This window comes from Blautia sp. KLE_1732_HM_1032 (assembly GCF_025147905.1).
In the GTDB taxonomy this organism is placed as follows: Bacteria; Bacillota; Clostridia; order Lachnospirales; family Lachnospiraceae; genus Blautia_A; species Blautia_A fusiformis.
The window spans coordinates 2,571,760-2,594,076 of the sequence record NZ_CP102266.1 but is presented as its reverse complement, the minus strand read 5'-3'; the positions used below and the strand labels follow the sequence as shown (position 1 = coordinate 2,594,076).

Below are 22,317 nucleotides of genomic sequence, written 5' to 3'. Positions count from 1 at the left end.
TTTTTACAATGGAGGTAAAGCGATGAGCGAAACAAAAGGAAGAGTGACTATTCCGACAGATCTGGATGTGATTCCGGAGACACTGAAAATGCTGGATGAGTGGGGTGCAGATGCCATCCGTGACTGTGACGGAACGGAATTTCCAGCAGAACTGAAGAAAACCGGCGCAAAGATTTATGCAACCTATTATACCACCAGAAAGGACAATGCCTGGGCAAAGGCCCATCCGGAAGAAATCCAGCAGATGTATATCATGACATCTTTTCACACGGCAGTGTCGGATACTCTGGAGATCCATCTGATGGATCATCTGTATCCGGATATGCTGGCTGTGAATACAAGAGATGATATCAGAAGATGGTGGGAAGTCATTGACCGGACTACAGGGGAAGCTGTCAGTACAGAGGAATGGTCATACGATGAAGAAAACGGAAATGTTGTGATCAGGCCGGCGAAAGAGTTTCATGAGTATACGGTAAGCTTTCTTGCATATATCATGTGGGATCCGGTACATATGTACAATGCAGTTGTCAATGACTGGAAGGATGTAGAGCCTCAGATCACTTTTGATGTGCGTCAGCCCGCAACACGTGCACATTCCATGGATCGCCTCCGCAGATTTCTGGATTCCCATGATTATGTGAATGTAGTACGATTTACTACCTTTTTTCACCAGTTCACACTGATCTTTGATGAGATGGCACGGGAAAAATATGTAGACTGGTTCGGATATTCTGCTTCGGTGAGTCCCTATATCCTGGAACAGTTTGAGCAGGAAGTGGGATATAAGTTCCGCCCGGAGTTTATCATTGATCAGGGATATATGAACAACACTTATCGGATCCCGTCGAAAGAATTTAAAGATTTCCAGGCTTTCCAGAGACGGGAAGTGGCGAAGCTTGCAAAGGAAATGGTAGACATTGTCCATGAATACGGAAAAGAGGCCATGATGTTCATGGGCGATCACTGGATCGGTATGGAGCCCTTTATGGATGAGTTTGCTTCCATCGGGCTGGATGCGGTAGTGGGAAGCGTCGGAAACGGAGCGACCTTACGTTTGTTCAGTGATATTAAACATGTAAAATATACAGAGGGAAGATTTCTGCCGTACTTTTTCCCGGACACCTTCCATGAGGGCGGGGATCCTGTAAAAGAGGCAAAAGTAAACTGGGTGACTGCAAGAAGAGCTATCCTTCGAAGTCCGATCCAGAGAATTGGATACGGCGGTTATCTGAAACTGGCTCTGGAATTTCCGGATTTTGTACAGTATATCAAGGAAGTCTGCCAGGAATTCCGTGTGCTCTACGACAATATCCAGGGAACCACACCGTACTGCGTAAAACGTGTGGCAGTTTTAAATTGCTGGGGAAAAATGCGCTCCTGGGGCAACCATATGGTACATCATGCCATCTATTACAAGCAGAATTATTCCTATTTCGGAATTATCGAGGCATTAAGTGGTGCGCCTTTTGATGTGTCCTTTATCAGCTTTGATGATATCCGTCAGGATAAAGATCTGCTGAATGATTTTGATGTGATCATCAATGTAGGTGATGCGGATACTGCACAGTCCGGTGGTGAGAACTGGGCAGATCCGAAGATTCTTACAGCTGTGCGGAAATTTGTCTATAATGGCGGCGGATTTATTGGCGTCGGTGAACCGGCAGCTCATCAGTGGCAGGGAAAATTCTTCCAGCTGGATGACATCCTTGGTGTAGAGGAAGAAAGAGGATTTAATCTTAATACAGATAAATACAACTGGGAAGAGCATAAAGATCATTTTATCCTGAAGGATACAGACGGAACCGTAGATTTCGGTGAGGGGAAAAAGAATATCTTCGCACTTCCGGATACGAAGATCCTTATCCAGAAAGATCAGGAAGTCCAGATGGCAGTAAAAACCTTCGGAAAAGGCAGAGGTGTTTACATCAGCGGACTTCCGTACAGCTTCTGCAACAGCCGTATCCTTTATCGTGCTGTGCTCTGGTCAGCAGCGGCAGAAAATGAGCTTTTCTGCTGGTTTTCTTCCAATTATAATGTGGAAGTACATGCTTATGTGAAAAATAAAAAGTATTGTGTGGTAAACAACACCTATGAGCCACAGGACACTACGGTTTACACAGGGGATGGAAAGAGCTTTGACCTTCATCTGGAAGCTAATGAGATCCGCTGGTATCAGATCTGAGAAAGCAGGATACAGGTTTACTGATAAAGAAAAGCTGTGAAATTGTCTGAGGGCGTTGACAGAGAAAAAAACTTATAATATAATAAATCCATTCCAAAAGTAGGAAAACAAAGCTGTTGTAATAGAGAAAATCTATTATAACAGCTTTTTGTTATTGCTGACAAACAATTTTGCTTACAAAGAGGAGGCCTATATGAACAAAAAGATTAAGACAGTGTTTTCATATCTGATGATCATTGTGGGAGCAATCCTGGCCAGTTTTTCTGTTGCCTGTATTTTGCTTCCCAATGATGCCATCGATTACGGAACTGCCGGAATCGCCATTATTATAAGCAAGCTGACAGGGTATAATCTGTCGTTATGTGTGCTGCTTGTGTTTCTGCCGTTTCTCATAGCTGGGGTCATTCTTATCGGTAAGTATTTCTTTGTAAAAACGTTCGTGGGTTTTGTTGTCTACACAATAGGTCTTTCCTACTTTGAAAAAATCCCTTTTGAGCTGAATACAGAGCATTTTATTGCAGTAGCCTTTGGAGGTGCGATCCTTGGTGTGGGACTGTCTCTGATCCTTCGAAACGGTGGCTGTATTGACGGTTCTGAGATCTTTGCCAATATCATTGTAAAAAAAGATCTACAATCATTCCGGAAAGGACTACAGTATTTCCTACATATTGATCGCATTTAATGCCTGTGTATATGGAGCTGTGTTTGTACTTCTTGACAGAGATTCCGCACTTTTAAGTCTTCTGGTATACATTGTGGCGACTTCCATCATTGATCATTTCACAGATCATTTTGAGGCACTGAAACAGGTGACGATCATCACAAAGGATCCTGATGCGATCATCTGTGATATTAAGGAGGAACTGAATAAAACCTGTACCATCATCAACTCTTCCGGCGTGATCGCAGGAGAGAACAAGACTTTGATCTGCTATGTAAATTATTTTGAACTGCAGGAAGTAAAAGAGATCATTTCAAGGAATAAAGGATCTTTCAGTACCGTTTCCACCATTGACGAGATCCTGCGGTAAGGCATGTCTGTAAATGAGAATGCAGATATTTCTTTTGCAGAAAAAGAGTGCTTTTTCTCCGAAAAATAAAAGCAGAAAAAGCAGTATTGTGATAAAATAGAAGAAAAATATTTCAAAGACAAACTAAAATGATCAGAAGAAAAGAGGTAGATAGATTATGATAAAAGCAGAAAAAAAGACACTGAAGCTTTCAGTAGAGAAGCCTCAGTATATTACAGTAAATGATATTACTTACGCACAGGTGGATTCCTGGTTTGGACATTGCAGGCGGGATCTGAAACTGGATATAATCTATCCAGAAACAAAAGATGGAAAAATCTATCCCTGCATCCTCTGGATCTGCGGAGGCGCATGGCTGATGATGGATAAATCCGCACATAATCTTTATCTGAGCAGACTGGCATCCAGTGGTTTTGTAGTGGCAAGTGTGGAGTATCGTACTTCCAATCAGGGCCCGTATCCCATGCCGCTGCAGGATGTAAAGGCAGCTATCCGTTATCTGAAAGCCCATGCAGACCGGTTCCGCATCAACAAAGAGCAGATAGGAGTTATGGGAGAGTCTGCCGGAGGATATCTTACCTGTATGGCTGCGCTGGACAATGATCCGGCTCTGGATGTGGGAGAGTATCTGGAAGAATCCAGTAAGGTACAGGCTGCCTGCCCATGGTATCCGCCTACGGATCTTTCCGCATTTCCGTGTGAATCTGCAGAAAAATGTGCTTCTTCCGCAGAATCCCTTCTGCTTGGATTTAATTCCATGTTAAATAAAGAAAAGGCATACCAGAGCAGTCCGGTTTCCAAGGTTACGAAGGATGCACCGCCATTTCTGATCATCCATGGCAACTGCGATCAGGTCGTTCCTTATGTTCAGTCGGAAACTTTATACGGACTTCTGGAGAAAAAAGACTGTGATGTTACTTTGCTGACACTGGATGGTGCAGACCATGCAGATATCCAGTTTTTCCAGGATGAGGTATGGAACCGGATCGCAGAGTTTTTCCATGAAAAACTGAAATAAATAAAAGACAGGAGCACAGATCATCCAGCAGTTGTTGTAAATATGTGATCTTGAAAAGACTAAAATAGAAAAGAGAAACACAAATGATAACATTAAACGATTATCTGTATTCCGGAGATACTCTTCTCCGGATACTGAAGAAATACATTCGGGATCTTAGGATAGAGGCGAAGGAAAAACACAATGAGATCGATCTGGTACACTGTAATTTTTTGATCCAGATCCAGGAGCTTCTGGAGCATAATGATTTCCTCACTGCCCAGTCTCAGAAGATCCGGGAATTTTATAAATATATGGCAGGGGAATATCCGTTTCTGGCGTTTACCTTCAAGGGAAGGATCAAATCCCTGATCCGTGCGGAGGAAAAATTTAACGGATATGTAGTAGAATTTATTTATGACTACTATAAAGAATATGGGGAATATCCTTCTGTATCCCAGATCAAGGAACGGTTAAGCTGTTTCCGCGATTTTATTGCCTACAGGATCGTTATCGCCATGCCCAGATGTCATCTGAAAAATGGTGAGAATGTCAGAGAAGAAGAGCTTCGTTATCTTTATGAGATCGCCAATATACTTCCGGGATTTCTGGAAGAAAGAGGATTTACCGCAGAGCCGGCCAGAGGAGTGCAGGAAAGTACATCGCCACTGCTCAGCAGGGAAGCAAAGCCTTACTATAGGGATTACATCTGTAATAACAGTGAGGATGATTATCAGTCCCTGCATATCACGTTTTATGATAACAGTTCCCGAAGCTATATGGAAGTACAGCTGCGGACCAAAGACATGGATGATGTTGCGGAGATTGGTTCCGCCAACCATTTAAGCTATGAGAAAAAACAGGAAAGTGAACGCAGGAGAAGGGACGCGATTCCCCAGGGGGAATGTATCTATTTTGATGAGGCTTATGAGCGGGGTATGCGACTTCTTGGACTGGATCTTGCTGCGCTGGACGTTAATATGTTTGGTGCGGTAAACAACAGCCTGATCAATGATGGCTGCGGACTGTTCCGCGGAAGGATGATCCTTCCTTATGAGCATCTTTCCCGTTTTCAGAATGATATCGTTGACTGAGGGAGGATGACATGAAAGACTTGACAAAAGGGAAGCCTTCCACATTGATCCTGTCCTTTGCGCTTCCTGTATTTCTGGGAAATCTCTTGCAGCTGACGTACAGCCTGGCAGATATCCGGATCGTGGGAAGCTTTCTTAAAGAAGATGCGCTGGCGGCAGTAGGGGCCACCAGTCCTTTAAGCGGGCTGATCATCGGTTTTCTGATGGGCCTTGCAAATGGATTTGCCATTGTCACCGCACAGAAATTCGGTGCCGGAAACCGGGAAGAAGTACGAAAATCCTTTGCGCTGTCTCTTGTAATGGGCAGCGTGATTTCTCTGATCCTGACTGTTTTGGGACTTTTGTTTCTGCATCCGATCCTGAGGTTCCTGAATGTTCCGGATCATTTGACGGGAACTGCCAGGCAGTATATCTTTATTATTATCGCAGGTATGCTGGCAACGTTTCTTTATGATACCTGCGCGGCATCTCTGCGCGCACTTGGGGATACGGTGACGCCTCTTGTGATCCTGGCGGTGTCTGTGACTTTAAATATCGCAGGAGATCTGTTTTTTATTCTGGTAGTAAAAGCAGGAGTGCAGGGAGCGGCCGTTGCCACGGTACTTTCACAGACGTTGGCATTTCTGATATGCTGGTTTTACATGATCCGCAGGTATGAGATTCTACGGCTGAAAAAAAAGGATTTTTTCGGTCTCGAAAGAAATATGATGAAAAATATGCTGAGTGCCGGACTTTCTATGGGACTTGTAAGCTCTCTTGTAAATCTTGGTACACTGGCACTTCAGACCTCCATCAATCGGCTGGGAAGAGATATCATTGTGGCACATACAGCAGCTCGTAAGATCACAGAGATGTTTATGATCATGTTTGGCGTGTTCGGCCAGACCATGGCGATCTTCTGCGGCCAGAACGCAGGTGCAGGGAGGATGGACCGGGTACGTCATGGAATCGGTCTTGCAGTTCTGTATACCTGTATCTGGTCCGTGATGACTGTGATCTTCAGTTTTACCATTGGAAAACAGCTGATCTATCTGGTCACAGGAAGCCATAATGAAACGGTGATCCGCAATGCCGCCAATTATCTTAAATTTGATACGATCTTTTATTTCGTAACGGCTGTGATCAGTGTCCTCAGAAATGCTATGCAGGGCCTTGGAGAAACGGTGATCCCTTTGGTTTCCAGTGCGCTGGAGATGATCGGAAAAGTAGTGATCGCGGTGACTCTGGTGCCACTTCTCGGATATACCGGCGTGATCGTGGCAGAACCGATAGTCTGGGTCATTATGGTGATCCCGCTGATCGTGAAGATACTTAAGATGCCTGAATTAAAGAAAACAGTCTGAGAGATTCGAAGATCCGATGAGAAAGATTCGCGTGAAAAATAAAAAGCACATTGTATGGAATGAGCCGCCACCGGAAAGTATGACTTTTGGGGTGGTTCAACCATAGCAATGTGCTTTCTTTAATTTTACATAGTTGCTGTCGCTTCTTTTACGTTTTCCTTTTCAGGAAAGATATGTCTGAAAATAAAACGTACGATCGGACCTGCATAGATCAGCTGCCAGAAGAATGCCATCGGGAAGTTGAATGCGGTTGTCTGAAGCCATACAGCTACGAACTGATTTCCTGCATCCTTAAAGAGAATGGTTGCGGCAAGACTCATTAATGGGCACATGAAAGCAACGGAAGGAACGGAGATCGCAAGGATCTTGCTGAAGGGATGACAGCTTTTGAAATCTACCATGCGCATTGCACAACCAAAAGCAAGCTTGGATACAATAAAGAAGTCAAGGATAAATGCGATCGGTCCCATGATCACCAGCTCATGAAAAGCGTCAAGGAACACGCGGTTTGTCATACTCCCTGTGTTCAGGGAAATGTTGTAGCAGATCATGGCGTAAACCATAAAAAATACCATGATAAGGGTAAAGATAACTTCCTGAAATTTGTTTTTTGGCATAAAAAATCCTCCTTTAAAATGATTAAGTGATAATGTAAAACCTCAGAGCATGTGTTGTTCGTTAATCATTCAGGAGAATGTGCGTTTCCAATATATGACAGGATTTTGTCATAAACCATATTCGGTTTTTTGACCAAATCAAACTGCGAAGCAGTTATTTGGCTGTAAGCAGGCAGCAGAGCGGTTTACGAATATCCGCTTGATACCGGCGGTTATGATATCATAAGTAGTAAAGCCTTGTCAATAAGTAAAATTCGCAACATCCTGCGGAATGTTCTGAAAAAACATGGAAATATCAGAAGAGTAATTGAGAAAAAAATGGCAATAACTCCTCTTGACCGTTAAAGTTAGATATAGTAAACTTGTAAACAGTTAGCGGATTCTAACTAATGCGTAAAATTTGTGGCGGGCCGTATCCCCTGACAAAATGCGGCCTGAACAGGAGTTACGGACAGGGCGAAAAGACCAGACAGGAGGATAAATATCAAATGGATTATTTAGAGATTGAGAAGGTCATTGGAAGAGAGATCATTGATTCAAGAGGAAATCCGACCGTAGAGGCAGAGGTTTATCTGGCAGATGGAACGGTCGGAAGAGGAGCAGCACCAAGCGGAGCGTCCACAGGAGAATTCGAAGCACTTGAGCTGAGAGATCAGGATAAAAGCCGTTTTGGAGGAAAAGGTGTTTCGAAGGCCATTGAAAATATCAATACAGTAATTAATGATGCGCTGGCAGGAATGGATGCATCTGATATTTATGCAGTGGATGCTGCCATGCTCAAAGCAGATGGAACAAAGGACAAATCAAAACTGGGCGCAAATGCCATTCTTGCGGTTTCTATTGCGTGCGCACGTGCGGCTGCGATTTCTCTTGACATCCCCCTTTACAGATTTCTTGGTGGGGTGAACGGAAACAGACTTCCGGTTCCGATGATGAATATCCTAAACGGTGGTGCACATGCTGCGAATACCGTTGATGTTCAGGAATTCATGATCATGCCGGCAGGAGCACCAAGCTTTAAAGAGGGACTTCGCTGGTGTACGGAGGTATTCCACGCTCTTGCTGCACTTCTGAAAGAAAAAGGCCTTGCAACAAGCGTTGGAGATGAAGGTGGTTTTGCACCAGACCTTGGAAGCGATGAGGAAGCCATTGAGTACATCCTTGAAGCAGTGAAAAAAGCAGGATATGAGCCTGGAAAGGATTTTGTACTTGCCATGGATGCTGCATCCAGTGAGTGGAAAGGAAACAAAAAGGGGGAGTATGTTCTTCCGAAATGCGGAAAGAAATTTACATCTGCGGAGCTTGTTGATCACTGGAAAAATCTGATCGAAAAATATCCGATCTACTCTATTGAGGATGGCCTTGATGAGGAAGACTGGGAAGGCTGGCAGATCATGACAAAAGAACTTGGAGGAAAAGTACAGCTTGTAGGTGATGACCTGTTTGTTACAAATACAGAGCGTCTTGAGAAAGGTATCAGCCTTGGCTGCGGAAATTCTATTCTGATCAAACTGAATCAGATCGGTTCTGTATCTGAGACTCTGGAAGCCATCAAAATGGCACATAAAGCTGGTTATACAGCGATTTCTTCCCATCGTTCCGGAGAGACAGAGGATACAACCATTGCAGATCTTGCAGTGGCACTGAATACCTGCCAGATCAAGACAGGAGCTCCTTCCAGAAGCGAACGTGTGGCAAAATATAATCAGCTTCTCCGTATTGAGGAAGAGCTTGGTGATGCAGCAGTATATCCGGGATTTCGGGCATTCAATATCAAGAGATAAGATCATAACTAACACATTTCTCAAAAAGGTACGCTTTGGCGTGCCTTTTTTTGGCGAAAATAAGGTTGCCAGATTTCTCAAAATAGTATATTATGATTTACAGCCGTGTGAAAAAATAAAATTGAATATTGGAGATGCTATGAAAGAATACGTAAATACTTTTATGCGTTACAGGTTTCTTCTGGGAGAGCTTGTAAAAAAAGGAATCAAACTGAAGTACAGACGTTCCTATCTTGGTATCATCTGGTCTCTTCTTGAGCCGTTGCTTACCATGATCGTACTGACGATCGTATTCGGTACCCTGTTTGGAAACAAGGATCGGACATTTCCTGTATATATCCTGACAGGACGTCTTTTGTACACATTCTATTCCAGTGCCACAAAAGCGGCATTGAAATCAGTAAGAGCGAATTCGGCAATGATCAAGAAAGTTTATGTGCCAAAATATCTCTATCCGCTGTCAAGTGTACTTTTTAACTATGTGATCTTCCTGATCTCACTGATCGTGCTGGTTCCGGTAGGAGCAGTACTTGGTGTGGAGCCGACACTTTATATGCTCCAGATCCCGATCGCGCTGATCCTGGTATTTCTGTTGTCTTATGGTTGTGGAATGATCCTTGCTACGATTGGCGTTTTTTTCAGAGATATGGAATATCTGTGGTCAGTAGCGCTGATGCTGATCATGTATACCTGTGCGATCTTTTATTATCCGTCCAGACTGCTGAAAAGTGGTTTTTCATGGATCCTGAAATATAATCCGCTGTACTGTACCATCGATGTTTTTCGTTCAGGAATGTTCGGGGAGCCGATGAACCTGCATTATGCGGCATACGCACTGGTATTCAGCCTTGTGACGATTGCCATCGGAATGTTCTGTTTCAAGAAGAAACAGGATGAGTTTATCCTTTATATTTAACAGGAGAAAAATATGGAAAAACCTGCAGTAGTTGTAGATAACGTAAGTATGAAGTTTAATCTCAGTAAAGAAAAGGTAGACAGCCTGAAGGATTACGTGATTAAATTCTTAAAAAAAGAAATTAAATATAATGAATTCTGGGCTCTTCAGAATGTTGATTTTGAGGTGAAAAAAGGTGACCGTGTAGGAATCCTGGGACTTAATGGAGCGGGAAAAAGTACTCTGCTCAAAGTAATTGCCGGTGTATTCAAGCCTACCGAAGGCAAGGTGGTCCGAAACGGACGTCTGGTCCCTCTTCTGGAACTGGGAGCCGGTTTTGATTCGCAGTATACAGGACGTGAGAATATTTTTCTGTATGGTGCGATGCTCGGATATTCCAAGAAGTTTCTGGAATCGAAATTTGATGAGATCGTTGAGTTTTCTGAACTGAAGGAATTTATCGATGTCCCTATTAAGAATTATTCTTCCGGTATGAAGGCAAGACTTGGATTTTCCATTGCCACACTGGTATCACCGGATATCCTGATCCTGGATGAAGTCCTTTCTGTAGGAGATGCCAAATTCCGGAAAAAGAGTGAAAAGAAAGTCTTAAGTATGTTTGATAAGGGCGTTACGGTACTGTTTGTATCCCATTCTCTGGAACAGGTACAGCGCTTGTGCAATAAAGCAATGATACTTGAAAAAGGAAAACTGATCGCATATGGAGATATTGATGAGATCTCGGCCAAATATACGGAGATGATCAGATAAAGAACAGAAGGCGGCCTAGGCAGTCGCATAAATAAAAAGAACCGGACAGTGAACGGTTTGAATAGCAGATAGCCAGACGATTTGCGGAAATGATGCAAATGTCTGGCTATTGTGTTATTATATTACGAAGAAAACAGGGAGGCAAAAAGATGACTTTACAGCAGATCCTTGAAAAGGTAAAAAAAGGCCAGCTCTCTGTGGAGCATGCAGAGGACCTTCTGAAAAAAGAGGGATATGAAGAAATGGATTATGCGAAGCTGGATACTACCCGAAAAGCGAGGACCGGTTTTGCGGAGGTAGTTTACTGTGCGAGAAAAGCAGACGAACATCTTTTGAATATCTATCAGAAGCTTTATGAGGAAGATGGAGAAGTCTTTGGAACAAGGGCGTCAGAACATCAGTATGAACTGGTAAAAAAGGTTCTTCCTGATGTGGTTTATGATCCTGTTTCCGGAATTTTGAAGATTGAAAAAGAGAAGGAGCATATCGGAAAGGTGGCAGTATGTACAGCCGGAACAGCAGATATTTCTGTTGCGGAGGAAGCTGCCCAGACAGCAGAGTATTTCGGCACACATGTGGAGAGGATCTATGATGTGGGAGTCAGTGGTATGCACAGACTCTTTTCCAGGCTGGATACCATCCAGGAGGCTAACTGTGTGGTTGCGGTAGCAGGAATGGAGGGTGCGCTGGCAAGTGTTATGGGTGGTCTTGTGAAACGTCCGGTGATCGCGGTACCTACTTCTGTGGGATATGGCGCCAGCTTTCATGGATTGTCAGCGCTTCTGACAATGATCAATTCCTGTGCCAACGGAATTGCAGTAGTAAATATTGACAACGGATTTGGGGCAGGATATCTGGCAACCCAGATCAATCGGCTTGCGGAGGGAAAATAAATGAGAAACAAATTATATCTGGAGTGTACCTCCGGGATCAGCGGGGATATGACAGTTGCGGCTCTTCTGGATCTGGGTGCAGATCAGAAAAAACTGGTGAGAATTCTTAAAAGTCTGCCGGTAAAAGGTTTCGACATAAAGATCAGCCGTGTGATGAAATCAGGGATCGATGCCTGTGATTTTGATGTACTACTGGATCATGAGAATCATGATCATGATATGAAATATCTGTATGGGCATGATGGAGATTCTCACAGCCAGGATCATGAGGAACATCATTATCAACATAGTCATGAAGCCCATGAGCATCCCCATTCTCATGAACATCATGTACAGGAAACCCATGGAAACAGTCATATATATACAGAAACGATGCATTCCCACCACGGACACCATCACCATGAACACCGTGGCCTTAACGAGATCATGGAGATTATCGACCATGCAGATATGACAGATCGTGCAAAATCCTATGGAAAAAGAATTTTTAAGATTCTTGCCGAGGCAGAAGCAAAAGCCCATAATGTACCGGTGGATCAGGTCCATTTCCATGAAGTGGGTGCAGTGGATTCCATTGTGGATATTCTTTCTGTTGCAATCTGTATGGATGATCTGGATGTGGAGGAAGTGATCGTTCCAAGACTTTGTGAGGGTAGCGGAACGATTCGCTGTCAGCACGGAATCCTTCCGGTGCCGGTACCGGCGGTAAGTAATATTGTAAGTGCTCATCAGCTGAAGCTGCATATCACATCGGTGCAGGGTGAACTGATAACGCCTACAGGAGCAGCCATTGTGGCGGCATTCCTTACATCAGAAAAACTGCCTGAAGATTTTACGGTGGAGAAGATCGGTATCGGAGCAGGCAAGCGCCAGTATGAGTGCCCGGGAATTCTCCGTGCCATGCTGATCCGGGAATCCGGGGAGGAGGCTTCAGGCAATGATGCTTGTACGGAAATAGACACCATTATAAAGCTGGAATCCAACATTGATGACTGTACAGGAGAAACGCTTGGCTATGTTATGGAGCTTCTGTATGAGGCAGGAGCCAGAGAGGCCAATTACATGCCTGTATTTATGAAGAAAAACCGTCCGGCATGGCTGCTTACCGTTCTATGTAAAAAAGAACAGGTTTCAGCGATGGAGCAGATCATTTTCAGAGAAACGACAACCATTGGGATCCGTCGCCAGGAGATGGAGAGAACCATTCTGAAAAGAGAGAAAAGAACGGTTACAACCCCGCTGGGAAATGTAGAAGTGAAGGTCTGCACTTTTGACGGACAGGAATATTATTATCCGGAATACGAAAGCGTAAAAAAACTTTGTGAAAAAACAGGGATTTCTTATAAAGAAGTATATCATATGGCTGTGCGGGGATAAGATCGGATTGGTTGCCTTGTATAATGCACTTACATATTGACACCTTTTCGAAAAAACTATATAAATGTATATAGAAAGATTATTGCCGGACGGAACAGTTGGCAACGACACAGTAAGGCAGAGGCAGGAGAAGGATTTATGGCGGTAACAATACAGCAGATTGCAGAACAGGCAGGGGTTTCCAGGGGAACCGTGGACAGAGCATTGAACCACAGAGGACGGATCAATCCGGAGGTGGCAGAGAGAATCTGCCGTCTGGCGGACGAGATGGGATATGTACAGAAAGAACGGAAACATTCCAGAACAGCTAAAGATGAAAGACTGAAGATCGGAGTGGTGACACAGCTTGCCAGATCTTCTTTTATGCAGGAAGTAAATCGTGGTATTGAGAAGGCAGCCGTGGAACTGAAAGAAAAAGGGATCCAGCTGATCCTGAAAGAGGGTCTTTCCGTTGATGAAGAGGAACAGCTGCAGGCCATTGAGGAACTGGAACAGGAAGGAATCCGGGGACTTGCGATCATGCCGGTAGACAGTGAGACTGTCCGGGAGAAACTGAATGCTTTGATCGAAGAGAAGAATATCCCAGTAGTAACCTTTAACTCTGATATTGTAGGAACGAGAAGAACCTGTTTTGTGGGAATGGATAACCGCAAGAGCGGACGTACCGCAGCCGGACTTCTTGGAATGCTGACAAGAGGAAATGGAAAGATCCTGATCATCACCGGATATTTCAGCAATCATGTTGACAATCAGCGAGTGGATGGCTTTGTGGAGGAAGCCAAGCGGGCTTTTCCACATCTGGAGATCGCCGGTGTTCACGGAAGCTTTGATGAAGCAGCTGAGGTGGAGCACATTATAGAAAATGCCATGATGAGTACTTCAGGGATCAGCGGGATCCTGGTGGTATCCGGAGGCCAGGCAGGAGTGGGTAAGGCATTTGAAAAGCTGAGACTTGACCGCAGGCCCTACGTTGTGATCTACGATCAGACTCCGAAGAATGAACGGGCACTGAAGAATGATCATGTGGATTTTCTGATCGACCAGAATGGATATGTCCAGGGGTATGAACCGCCAAGGATCCTGGCGGATATCCTGACAAAAGGACAGGAGCCGGAGAGAGAATATCTCTTTACAGATATCAAGATCAAAACAAAATATAACCTTTGAACATGTATTGTGCAAAGTATCATATAAAATAGTCTGCAGAATGAAAACTGCAGGCTTTTTTATATTACAGGAAATCTATAAGATACTACGATATGAAATATAGATTCCAAGGAAACGACTGTCTGGATACATTTGATTGCGTGCCAATAGCGTGCTAAAAAAATCAACACGCAAATGCACATGTAGATAATAGCTACTTTGAACAAAACAAAACTACAAAAATTGTATAGAATAACTGAAAAAAAGAAAAATGAAAAGAAGTACTTGCCCAAATTGTAAAACGGTGCTATATTAACATCATAAGAAACACGCAAGAAAGCACGCTAAATAAAAGAAAAAGCACGCAAATCAAAAAAGCACATAAAAAAGAAGTAAAAAATAAACCATCAAACAAACGGAGGTAAGATCATGAAGTATATCGAATTTGATGAATCCAGACCAATGGACCTGGTGCTCCTTGGAAGAGTTGCCATTGATTTTAATCCTGCTTACAACGATCAGGTAAAGGAGGAGTTCAAACCCCTGAAGAAGGTACATATGTTTGAGAAATTTGTAGGAGGATCTCCTGCAAACATCGCTGTAGGTGTTACCAAGCATGGCCTGAAAGCAGGATTTATCGGAAAGGTTTCGGATGATCAGTTCGGTGAGTATGTTGTAGATTATTTTGATGAGAGAGGAATCGATACCTCACAGATCACAAAATGTACAAACGGAGAGAAACTGGGACTTACTTTTACCGAGATGCTTTCTCCAAAGGAAAGCAGTATCCTCATGTATCGTAACCGTATCGCAGATCTGCAGCTTCATGTAGACGACATCCACGAGGATTATATCAAAAATGCAAAAGCGATCCTCATTTCCGGAACTGCTCTTGCAGAGAGCCCTTCCAGAGAAGCAGCGATCAAAGCAGTTATGCTTGCTAAGAAAGTAAACACAAAGATCATTTTTGATATTGATTACAGAGAGTACAACTGGAAGAATGCAGATGAGATTTCCATCTACTATTCCATCGTAGCTAAGGAAGCTGACATCATCATGGGCTCCAGAGAAGAGTTTGACCTTACAGAGAAACTGATCAAAGAAGGCATGACTGATGAGGAGAGCGCAGCTTACTGGCAGGCAAAAAATGCAAAGATCGTTGTCATCAAACACGGTATGAAGGGTTCCACAGCCTACACAGTTGATGGACAGAAGTTCAGCATCAAGCCATTCCCGGTTGAGGCAAGAAAAGGCTTCGGCGGCGGCGACGGATACGGCTCCGGATTCCTGTATGGACTGTATCAGGGCTGGGAGATCATTGACTGCCTGGAGTTTGGTTCTGCTGAGGCATCCATGATGGTTAAGAGCAACAACTGCTCCGATTCCCTTCCGGGACCGGATGAAGTTCACGCATTCATTAAAGATGAAAAAGAAAAATTCGGCGAAATGATCGCAAGAGTATAAAGAAAAGGAGTGGGAAAAATGGCAAAGACAGTAAGAATGACAACTGCACAGGCAATTGTAAAATTTCTGGATAATCAGTATGTTTCCATGGACGGAGTGGAGACAAAATTCGTAGAAGGATTTTTCACGATCTTCGGACACGGTATTGCTGTAGGACTTGGTGAGGCACTGGATACAAATCCGGGACAGCTGAAGGTTCTTCAGGGAAGAAATGAGCAGGGTATGTGTCACGTTGCTACCGCTTTTGCAAAACAGAGCAACCGCAAAAAAATCATTGCATGCGCTTCCTCCATCGGACCTGGAGCTGCAAACATGGTAACAGCATGTGCAACAGCAACTGTAAATAATATTCCGCTTCTTGTATTCCCGGCAGATACTTTTGCATCTCGCCAGCCTGACCCGGTTCTCCAGCAGCTGGAGCAGAGCAGCAGCCTTGCCATCAGTACGAACGATGCATTCAAACCAGTCTGCAAATACTGGGATAGGATCACAAGACCGGAGATGGTCATGACCGCTCTGATCAATGCAATGAGAGTTCTTACAGATCCGGCTGAAACAGGTGCATGCTGCATCGCGCTTTGCCAGGATGTTGAGGGTGAGTCCTTTGACTTCCCGGAGTACTTCTTCAAGAAGAGAGTGCACAGGATCACAAGACCGGTTGCAGTAGAGGAAGAGCTTGAGGATGTGGCAGAGGTCATCGCAGGAGCGAAGAAACCGCTTATCGTTGTTGGTGGTGGTGTCCGTTACTCAGAAGCTGGAGAAGCTGTTGAGAAATTCTGTGAAGAGTTCAAGATCCCATTCGGCGAGACACAGGCCGGAAAGAGCGCCTGCCAGTCTGGCAATCCATACTGCCTTGGCGGTATCGGTGTAACAGGAACCTACGCTTCCAACATCATTGGTAAAGACGCAGACGTGGTAATTTCTATCGGTTCCAGAATGTCTGACTTTACAACAAGCTCCAAGCATCTGTTCCAGAATGAGGATGTTCAGTTTGTAAGTATCAACAACTGCAGATTCCACGCATACAAGATGGATGCAGTAAAAGCAGTGGGTGATGCAAAAGCTACCGTAGAAGCACTAGCAGAAAAGCTTCGTGCAAGAGGATATAAATCTGCATACACAGATGAGATCGAGAAAGCAAAAGCTGCATGGGATAAAGAGATGGAGCGCCTTGGAAGCATTGAGTACACAGGAGATGATTTTGAGCCGCTGATAAAAGCAAGAGATCCACGTACGATCCCGGAATATGTAAAGCTTACAAACGGAAAGATCACACAGACAGCAGCGCTTGCAGCCATCAATAGAACTATCGACAAAGATGCAACCATCATCACAGCAGGCGGTTCTCTTCCAAGCTGTATGCAGCGTATGTGGAGAACAGACAAACGTGGCGGATATCATGCAGAGTACGGATATTCCTGTATGGGATATGAGGTTGCCGCTACCCTTGGCGTGAAATTTGCAGAGCCGGATAACGAAGTATACTGCGTAGTTGGCGATTCCAGCTTCCAGATGCTCCACAGTGAGATCATGACTATCATGCAGGAGAGACAGAAAGTCAATATCATGGTATTCGATAACTGCGGATTTGGCTGCATCAACAACCTTGAGATGAACCACGGAATCGGAAGCCTTGCAACAGAGTTCCGTTATACAGACGGCAAGAAACCGACTGGAGATCTGATCCCTGTAGATTATGCAAAGATCGGCGAAGGCTATGGCCTGAAGACCTATACCTGCCGCACAATCCAGGAGCTGGTAGATGCTCTGGAAGATGCCAAAAAGCAGGAGATCGCATGCCTCTTTGATCTGAAGGTTATCCCGAAGACTATGACAGACGGATATGAGTCATGGTGGGATGTAGGAATCGCAACAACATCTGAGAAAGAAAGCGTAAGAAAGGCCTGCGAAGGAGTTATGAAAGGCCGTGAAGAGGCAAGACTGTACTAATCTGGGAGGTAAGAAAATGAGTAAAGTATTTGGTTATCCGGAATATGACGAAAAAGGCGAAAAGATTCTTACAACATACGATAATGAGTACAAGGCCATGATGATGGACATCCGTGTTTACCGTATGAAGGCAGGGGAGACAAGAACATTTTTAAGAGAGGGTGAGGAGACAGCAGTTCTCCTCCTCTCCGGAAACATTACCTATAAATGGAACGGAAACGAAGCTGCAGCAACCAGAAAAGACGTGTTCACAGAGGGACCATGGTGTGTTCACGGATGCACAGGAACTGAGATTACAGTTGTAGCAAATGCAGAGTCACAGATCCTTGTTCAGTGCACAAAGAACGAGAAAGATTTCGGTGCAAAACTCTACAAACCGGAAGATGCTCCGTGGGGATATTCCTGCGTAGGCAAGTTTGGAAATGTTGCGAAGAGAAGAGTAAACACCATCTTCGATCATGACATTTCACCGGAGTCCAATATGGTTCTTGGTGAGGTTCTCAATGACAGAGGAAACTGGTCCGGATACCTGCCGCACAGACATCCGCAGCCTGAGACATACTTTTTCAAATTTGATCATCCGGAAGGGTTTGGAGCAAGCTTTGTCGGTGATCAGGTATTTAAGAGTACAGACGAGAGCTTTTCCGCAATTCCAGGAGGAGAGCTTCATCCGCAGGCAGTTGCACCTGGATATCAGATGTATACATGCTGGATGATCCGCCACATTGACGGAAATCCGTGGCTGCAGACAGACCGCTGCGAGGATGAGAGATATACCTGGCTTCATGACGCCGAGTTTTAAGGATTCGGAGATACTGATACTGGATCGTAAATAACAGGCAGCAGGAAGAGGAAAATGCTGTTGTTTGTGAGGAGCGGACAGCAGTAGACCTGCTGCTATTATGAAAAAAATTGTACTGACTGAAGGGAGATTTTGACAATGGCAAGAGAATTTATTGTACCTGGAGAAATTATTTCCGGTTCCGGAGCACTGGACATGGCAGAAGGAGCACTGAAACTCCTTGGTAAAAAAGCTCTGATCGTAACCGATAAAGTAATGATCGACCTGGGAAACTGTGCAAAAGTTGAGAAGGCGCTGACAAATCAGGGCATTGAATACAGCATTTATTCTGACATCTGTGGTGAGCCAACAGATACCATGATCGAAAAAGGCTTACAGATCTATAAAGATGAGAACTGTGACTTCCTAGTAGCTCTGGGAGGCGGAAGTCCCATTGACTCTATGAAAGCCATCGGCTCACTGGTAGTAAACGGTGGAAGCATTTCCGACTACATGGGAAAAGTGATCGATGTAAAGATGCCGCCAATGGCGGCGATCCCTACCACAGCAGGAACGGGATCTGAGGCAACACAGTTCACGATTATCACGGATACCAAAAAAGACATCAAGATGCTTCTTAAAGGCAAAGTTCTCATGCCGGATCTTGCCATTATCGACCCGCAGTTTACTATGACTGCACCTCCAAAGATCACAGCAGCAACAGGTCTTGATGCACTTTGCCACTGTGTGGAAGCTTATACATCCAGAAAAGCACAGACACTTTCCGATACTTTTGCAGTATCTGCAGTAAAGAGGATCTTTAAATATCTTCCGGTTGCATATAAAGACGGAAAGAATGAAGAAGCTCGTGTACAGATGTCTGTCGCTGCTCTTGAGGCAGGAATCGCATTTAACAATGCATCTGTTACCATTATCCATGGAATGAGCCGTCCGATCGGAGCACTGTTCCATGTAGCACACGGACTTTCCAATGCCATGCTTCTGAAGGAGTGCCTTACCTTTGCGCTTCCCGGAGCATACGACAGATTCGGAGCGTTGGGACGTGATATTGGTGTGGCGGATGCAACTGATTCTGATCAGGAAGCAGCTGAGAAATTCCTGAAAGCAGTAGAGTCACTTGTAAATGAACTGGATACTCCGACTCTGGAGCAGTTCGGTATCAATAAAGAAGAGTTCTTCAACGTCATCGACAAAATGGCACATGATGCCATGGACAGTGGAAGTCCTCAGAATACCATGCGTGATGTAACAGAAGAGGAAGTAAAAGAAATCTACAGAAAACTCTGGTAAAATGTAAATGTAAACCCTGCATTGCCAGATAGGAAAAGACTCCGGACCGGAGAAAAAGGCTCCGGAGTCTTTTTTCCCGTGGCAAATATAGCTGCAAAAGAAAAGGAGGCATATCCTTCATGAGAAAAAAGTATATCTGTATTCTGGTGGCAGTCATAGGAGTTTGCAGCCTTTCCGGATGCGGGTCTTCTGCAAGGAAAACAGAAGAAGAGCAGGTAACGATCGGTGTTGTTACAAAATCTAAAAGCAGTGAATATTGGTTGTCTGTCTGCGACGGGATGAAAGATGCGGCAGAAAAATATCATGCAGATGTGGTGATTCTGTCCCCGGATTCCGAAACAGAAGAAGAGGTTCAGAAAAATATGATCCGGGATCTTCTGAAAACCGATATCCAGGCGATGGCAGTTTCTCCTATAGATTCCTATGAATGCGAAGATTATTTAAATTTCGCAAGAGAAAAGGGGATTTCTGTATATGCCTGTGATACTCCCATAGAGGATTCAGAAATTCCTTATATTGGAATTGACAATGAAAAACTAGGCTATGAGCTGGGCGAGCAGCTTGCAAAGGCTCTGGATCATAAAGGAAAGATTGGCGTGATCGCCGGTGATTTTAAGCAGGCTGGACACCGGATGCGTGTTGCCGGATTTGAAAAATATATGGAAAAAGAGCCAGGGATCACCATTGAAATGGTTCGGAACGGATACAGCAATATGCGGGTTTCCCAGAAGGATGTGGATGAGATCCTGGTGAAGTATCCGGATCTTAACGGAATCATGACCACAAGTGCAGTGACGGCCCTGGGACTTTCAGAGGCAACTGAAGGACGGGAGATTTCTATTGTTTCCGTAGATGCTCAGGAAGATGCCTTGAAAGCGGTTCAGGATGGGCGTATTGTGGCGCTTGGCGCGCAGTCCGGTTATCAGATCGGTTATGAAACCATCCGGTATATTGTGAAGGATCTGGAGGGAGAGGGAACAGGAGAAGATGAGATTCTGGATTCCCAGGTGCTTACCGAAGAAAATATTGATACATATATGAAGGATGACGGACATTCTCATCCCTGATACAAGCAGGTTTCCATCCAAAAATAAAACACAAAACATAAAAATAGGACAAAAGAAGGATGTAGAGATATCAGAATCAGAAAAACTTTGGTACAGATTTAACAGTCAGGTAAAAATAATACCGAAAAAACTAAAATTTCTCATACTATGATAATCCTGTATTTTCGATAAAATAGAATCATCAAAAGGAAAGCGAAAATAAAAAACGAAAAGAAATGAAAGGGCGGGATAATAAGATGGAGAAGAAAAAACTTTCGGTATCAACAGGGCTGTGTTATGCTGGAGGAGATGTAGGATGTAATATCGTGTTCGGAATGATCGGAACACTGCTGACGCTGTTTTACACAGATTATGTAGGGATAAGCGCAGCAACAGTAGGACTGGTAATGTTACTTTCCAGATGCTTTGATGGATTTTCCGATCTGGTCATGGGTGTCATTGTAGAGAGGACCAATTCCAAATGGGGAAAATCAAGACCCTGGCTTCTGTGGATGAGCATTCCGTTTGCGCTGTCAGCAGTACTGCTTTTCACAGTGCCGCGTACAACAGGGATGCTTCAGTTTCTGTATCTCTTTGTAACCTATAACTTCTGTACGACCATATGCTATACAGCGATCAATCTTCCATATGGAAGCCTTTCTTCAATGATGATACGCGAATCATCAGAGAGAGATAAACTCAGTGTATTGAGAATGGGACTGTCACCTATCGGAAAGATCGTTGCAGCAACCTGTACACTGCCGCTTGTAAAGCTTCTTGGAAATGATCAGGCTGCATGGATCAAGGTTATGAGTGTATGGGCAGTGCTTGCACTTGCACTTCTGCTTCTCTGCTTCTTCAGATGTGAGGAAAAGGTTCAGATCGAAGCAAGAAAGAAAGATGAGAAGCTTCCGATTCCGACAATGCTGAAGGCACTTTTTGCAAATCAGTATTTCTGGGCAGTAATGCTTCTGTGGACAGTACAGAGTGTATCCTTTACGATCACAGGAACCATTCTTCCGTACTACTGTAAATATATTTTCAACAATGATACATGGATGTACAGCGCACTGTTCCTTACAGAAACCCTGGTTCTGGTAGTGGGAATCTTCATCTGCTCACCGTTGATCAAGAAATTCGGAAAAAGAAATATCGCATTTGTCGGTGGATTTGTTGCACTTGGCGGCCAGATTCTGTTTTTCCTGAATCCATACAGCTTCGGCTTCATGGTTATGAGCTGTGTCACACGTGCCATCGGACTTGCTCCACTGAACGCAGTTGTATTCAGTATGGTTGGTGATGTAGTAGAGTTCGGACAGTGGAAAAACCATATCCGTCAGGAAAGTCTGATCTTTGCAGGCGGTTCCATCGGAACAAAAGTTGGCGCAGGTCTTGCCTCCGCAGTGATCACAGGTCTTTTAAGCAGTTCCGGATATGTAAGCTCATCTGCAGGAATAACTGCACAGCCGGAAACAGCACTGGAGATGATCGTTTCTCTTTATAAATTTGGACCGATCCTCATTGCAGCAGTGATCATTGTAACGCTTTTCGGATATAAGCTTGACAAAATGTATCCGGCGATCATGCAGGAGCTTACCGAGCGCGAGGCACACGGACAGTTATAAACATTTT

The 22,317-nt window shown here is 44.2% G+C and carries 19 protein-coding genes; 18 read left to right on the top strand and 1 reads right to left on the bottom strand.

Annotated features, from left to right (window positions below):
* Positions 1–22: 22 nt before the first annotated feature.
* From gnpA to NQ489_RS12400, 6 genes are all read left to right on the top strand, one after another.
* Complete coding sequence (gene gnpA, locus NQ489_RS12425; RefSeq protein WP_044961627.1) at positions 23–2,185, top strand: 1,3-beta-galactosyl-N-acetylhexosamine phosphorylase; 2,163 nt, start codon at positions 23–25, stop codon at positions 2,183–2,185.
* Between the two features lie 193 nt (positions 2,186–2,378).
* Entirely contained in the window at positions 2,379–2,867 is a 489-nt protein-coding gene (locus tag NQ489_RS12420; RefSeq protein WP_255620649.1) for a YitT family protein, read from the top strand.
* Positions 2,854–3,216 (top strand): YitT family protein, encoded by a 363-nt coding sequence (locus tag NQ489_RS12415; RefSeq protein WP_021651754.1) that lies wholly within the window; start codon positions 2,854–2,856, stop codon positions 3,214–3,216. The genes NQ489_RS12420 and NQ489_RS12415 overlap by 14 nt, the downstream gene beginning before the upstream one ends.
* 157 nt (positions 3,217–3,373) lie before the next feature.
* A complete protein-coding gene (locus tag NQ489_RS12410; RefSeq protein WP_015524395.1) occupies positions 3,374–4,234 on the top strand; it encodes an alpha/beta hydrolase in 861 nt (286 codons plus the stop codon).
* An 83-nt stretch (positions 4,235–4,317) separates the two neighbouring features.
* Positions 4,318–5,307, top strand: coding sequence for a RelA/SpoT domain protein (locus NQ489_RS12405; RefSeq protein ID WP_021651753.1), 990 nt, complete (start codon positions 4,318–4,320; stop codon positions 5,305–5,307).
* A gap of 11 nt (positions 5,308–5,318) precedes the next feature.
* A complete protein-coding gene (locus NQ489_RS12400) occupies positions 5,319–6,650 on the top strand; it encodes an MATE family efflux transporter (protein ID WP_021651752.1) in 1,332 nt (443 codons plus the stop codon).
* Between the two features lie 125 nt (positions 6,651–6,775).
* On the opposite strand, the gene NQ489_RS12395 is transcribed toward NQ489_RS12400, so the two are convergent.
* Positions 6,776–7,267, bottom strand: coding sequence for a DUF2798 domain-containing protein (locus NQ489_RS12395; RefSeq protein WP_021651751.1), 492 nt, complete (start codon positions 7,265–7,267; stop codon positions 6,776–6,778).
* Between the two features lie 488 nt (positions 7,268–7,755).
* Between NQ489_RS12395 and eno the strand changes: the two genes are divergently transcribed.
* The 12 genes from eno (at position 7,756) to NQ489_RS12335 (ending at position 22,310) form a co-directional block, all read left to right on the top strand.
* Positions 7,756–9,051, top strand: a complete 1,296-nt coding sequence (gene eno / locus NQ489_RS12390; protein WP_044961624.1) for a phosphopyruvate hydratase — start codon at positions 7,756–7,758, stop codon at positions 9,049–9,051.
* A 139-nt stretch (positions 9,052–9,190) separates the two neighbouring features.
* Positions 9,191–9,967, top strand: coding sequence for an ABC transporter permease (locus tag NQ489_RS12385; protein WP_044961662.1), 777 nt, complete (start codon positions 9,191–9,193; stop codon positions 9,965–9,967).
* Positions 9,968–9,979: 12 nt separating this feature from the next.
* Positions 9,980–10,717, top strand: coding sequence for an ABC transporter ATP-binding protein (locus tag NQ489_RS12380; protein ID WP_021651749.1), 738 nt, complete (start codon positions 9,980–9,982; stop codon positions 10,715–10,717).
* 149 nt (positions 10,718–10,866) lie between these two features.
* On the top strand, positions 10,867–11,610 hold the full coding sequence (gene larB / locus NQ489_RS12375; protein ID WP_022426321.1) for a nickel pincer cofactor biosynthesis protein LarB: 744 nt from the start codon (positions 10,867–10,869) through the stop codon (positions 11,608–11,610).
* A complete protein-coding gene (gene larC / locus NQ489_RS12370) occupies positions 11,611–12,987 on the top strand; it encodes a nickel pincer cofactor biosynthesis protein LarC (protein ID WP_021651747.1) in 1,377 nt (458 codons plus the stop codon). It abuts the gene before it with no gap.
* A 138-nt stretch (positions 12,988–13,125) separates the two neighbouring features.
* A complete protein-coding gene (locus NQ489_RS12365) occupies positions 13,126–14,154 on the top strand; it encodes a LacI family DNA-binding transcriptional regulator (RefSeq protein ID WP_022426319.1) in 1,029 nt (342 codons plus the stop codon).
* A gap of 408 nt (positions 14,155–14,562) precedes the next feature.
* Positions 14,563–15,597, top strand: a complete 1,035-nt coding sequence (gene iolC / locus NQ489_RS12360; RefSeq protein WP_015524405.1) for a 5-dehydro-2-deoxygluconokinase — start codon at positions 14,563–14,565, stop codon at positions 15,595–15,597.
* 18 nt (positions 15,598–15,615) lie between these two features.
* Complete coding sequence (iolD, locus tag NQ489_RS12355) at positions 15,616–17,547, top strand: 3D-(3,5/4)-trihydroxycyclohexane-1,2-dione acylhydrolase (decyclizing) (RefSeq protein WP_015524406.1); 1,932 nt, start codon at positions 15,616–15,618, stop codon at positions 17,545–17,547.
* A gap of 16 nt (positions 17,548–17,563) precedes the next feature.
* Positions 17,564–18,349, top strand: a complete 786-nt coding sequence (locus tag NQ489_RS12350; protein WP_015524407.1) for a 5-deoxy-glucuronate isomerase — start codon at positions 17,564–17,566, stop codon at positions 18,347–18,349.
* A 138-nt stretch (positions 18,350–18,487) separates the two neighbouring features.
* Positions 18,488–19,639: an iron-containing alcohol dehydrogenase gene (locus tag NQ489_RS12345; RefSeq protein WP_015524408.1), complete on the top strand. Its 1,152-nt coding sequence runs from the start codon at positions 18,488–18,490 to the stop codon at positions 19,637–19,639.
* A gap of 119 nt (positions 19,640–19,758) precedes the next feature.
* On the top strand, positions 19,759–20,706 hold the full coding sequence (locus NQ489_RS12340; RefSeq protein ID WP_021651744.1) for a substrate-binding domain-containing protein: 948 nt from the start codon (positions 19,759–19,761) through the stop codon (positions 20,704–20,706).
* A gap of 236 nt (positions 20,707–20,942) precedes the next feature.
* Positions 20,943–22,310 carry an MFS transporter gene (locus tag NQ489_RS12335; RefSeq protein ID WP_015524410.1) on the top strand — a complete coding sequence of 456 codons (1,368 nt, stop codon included), beginning with the start codon at positions 20,943–20,945 and terminating at the stop codon, positions 22,308–22,310.
* Positions 22,311–22,317 lie beyond the last annotated feature (7 nt).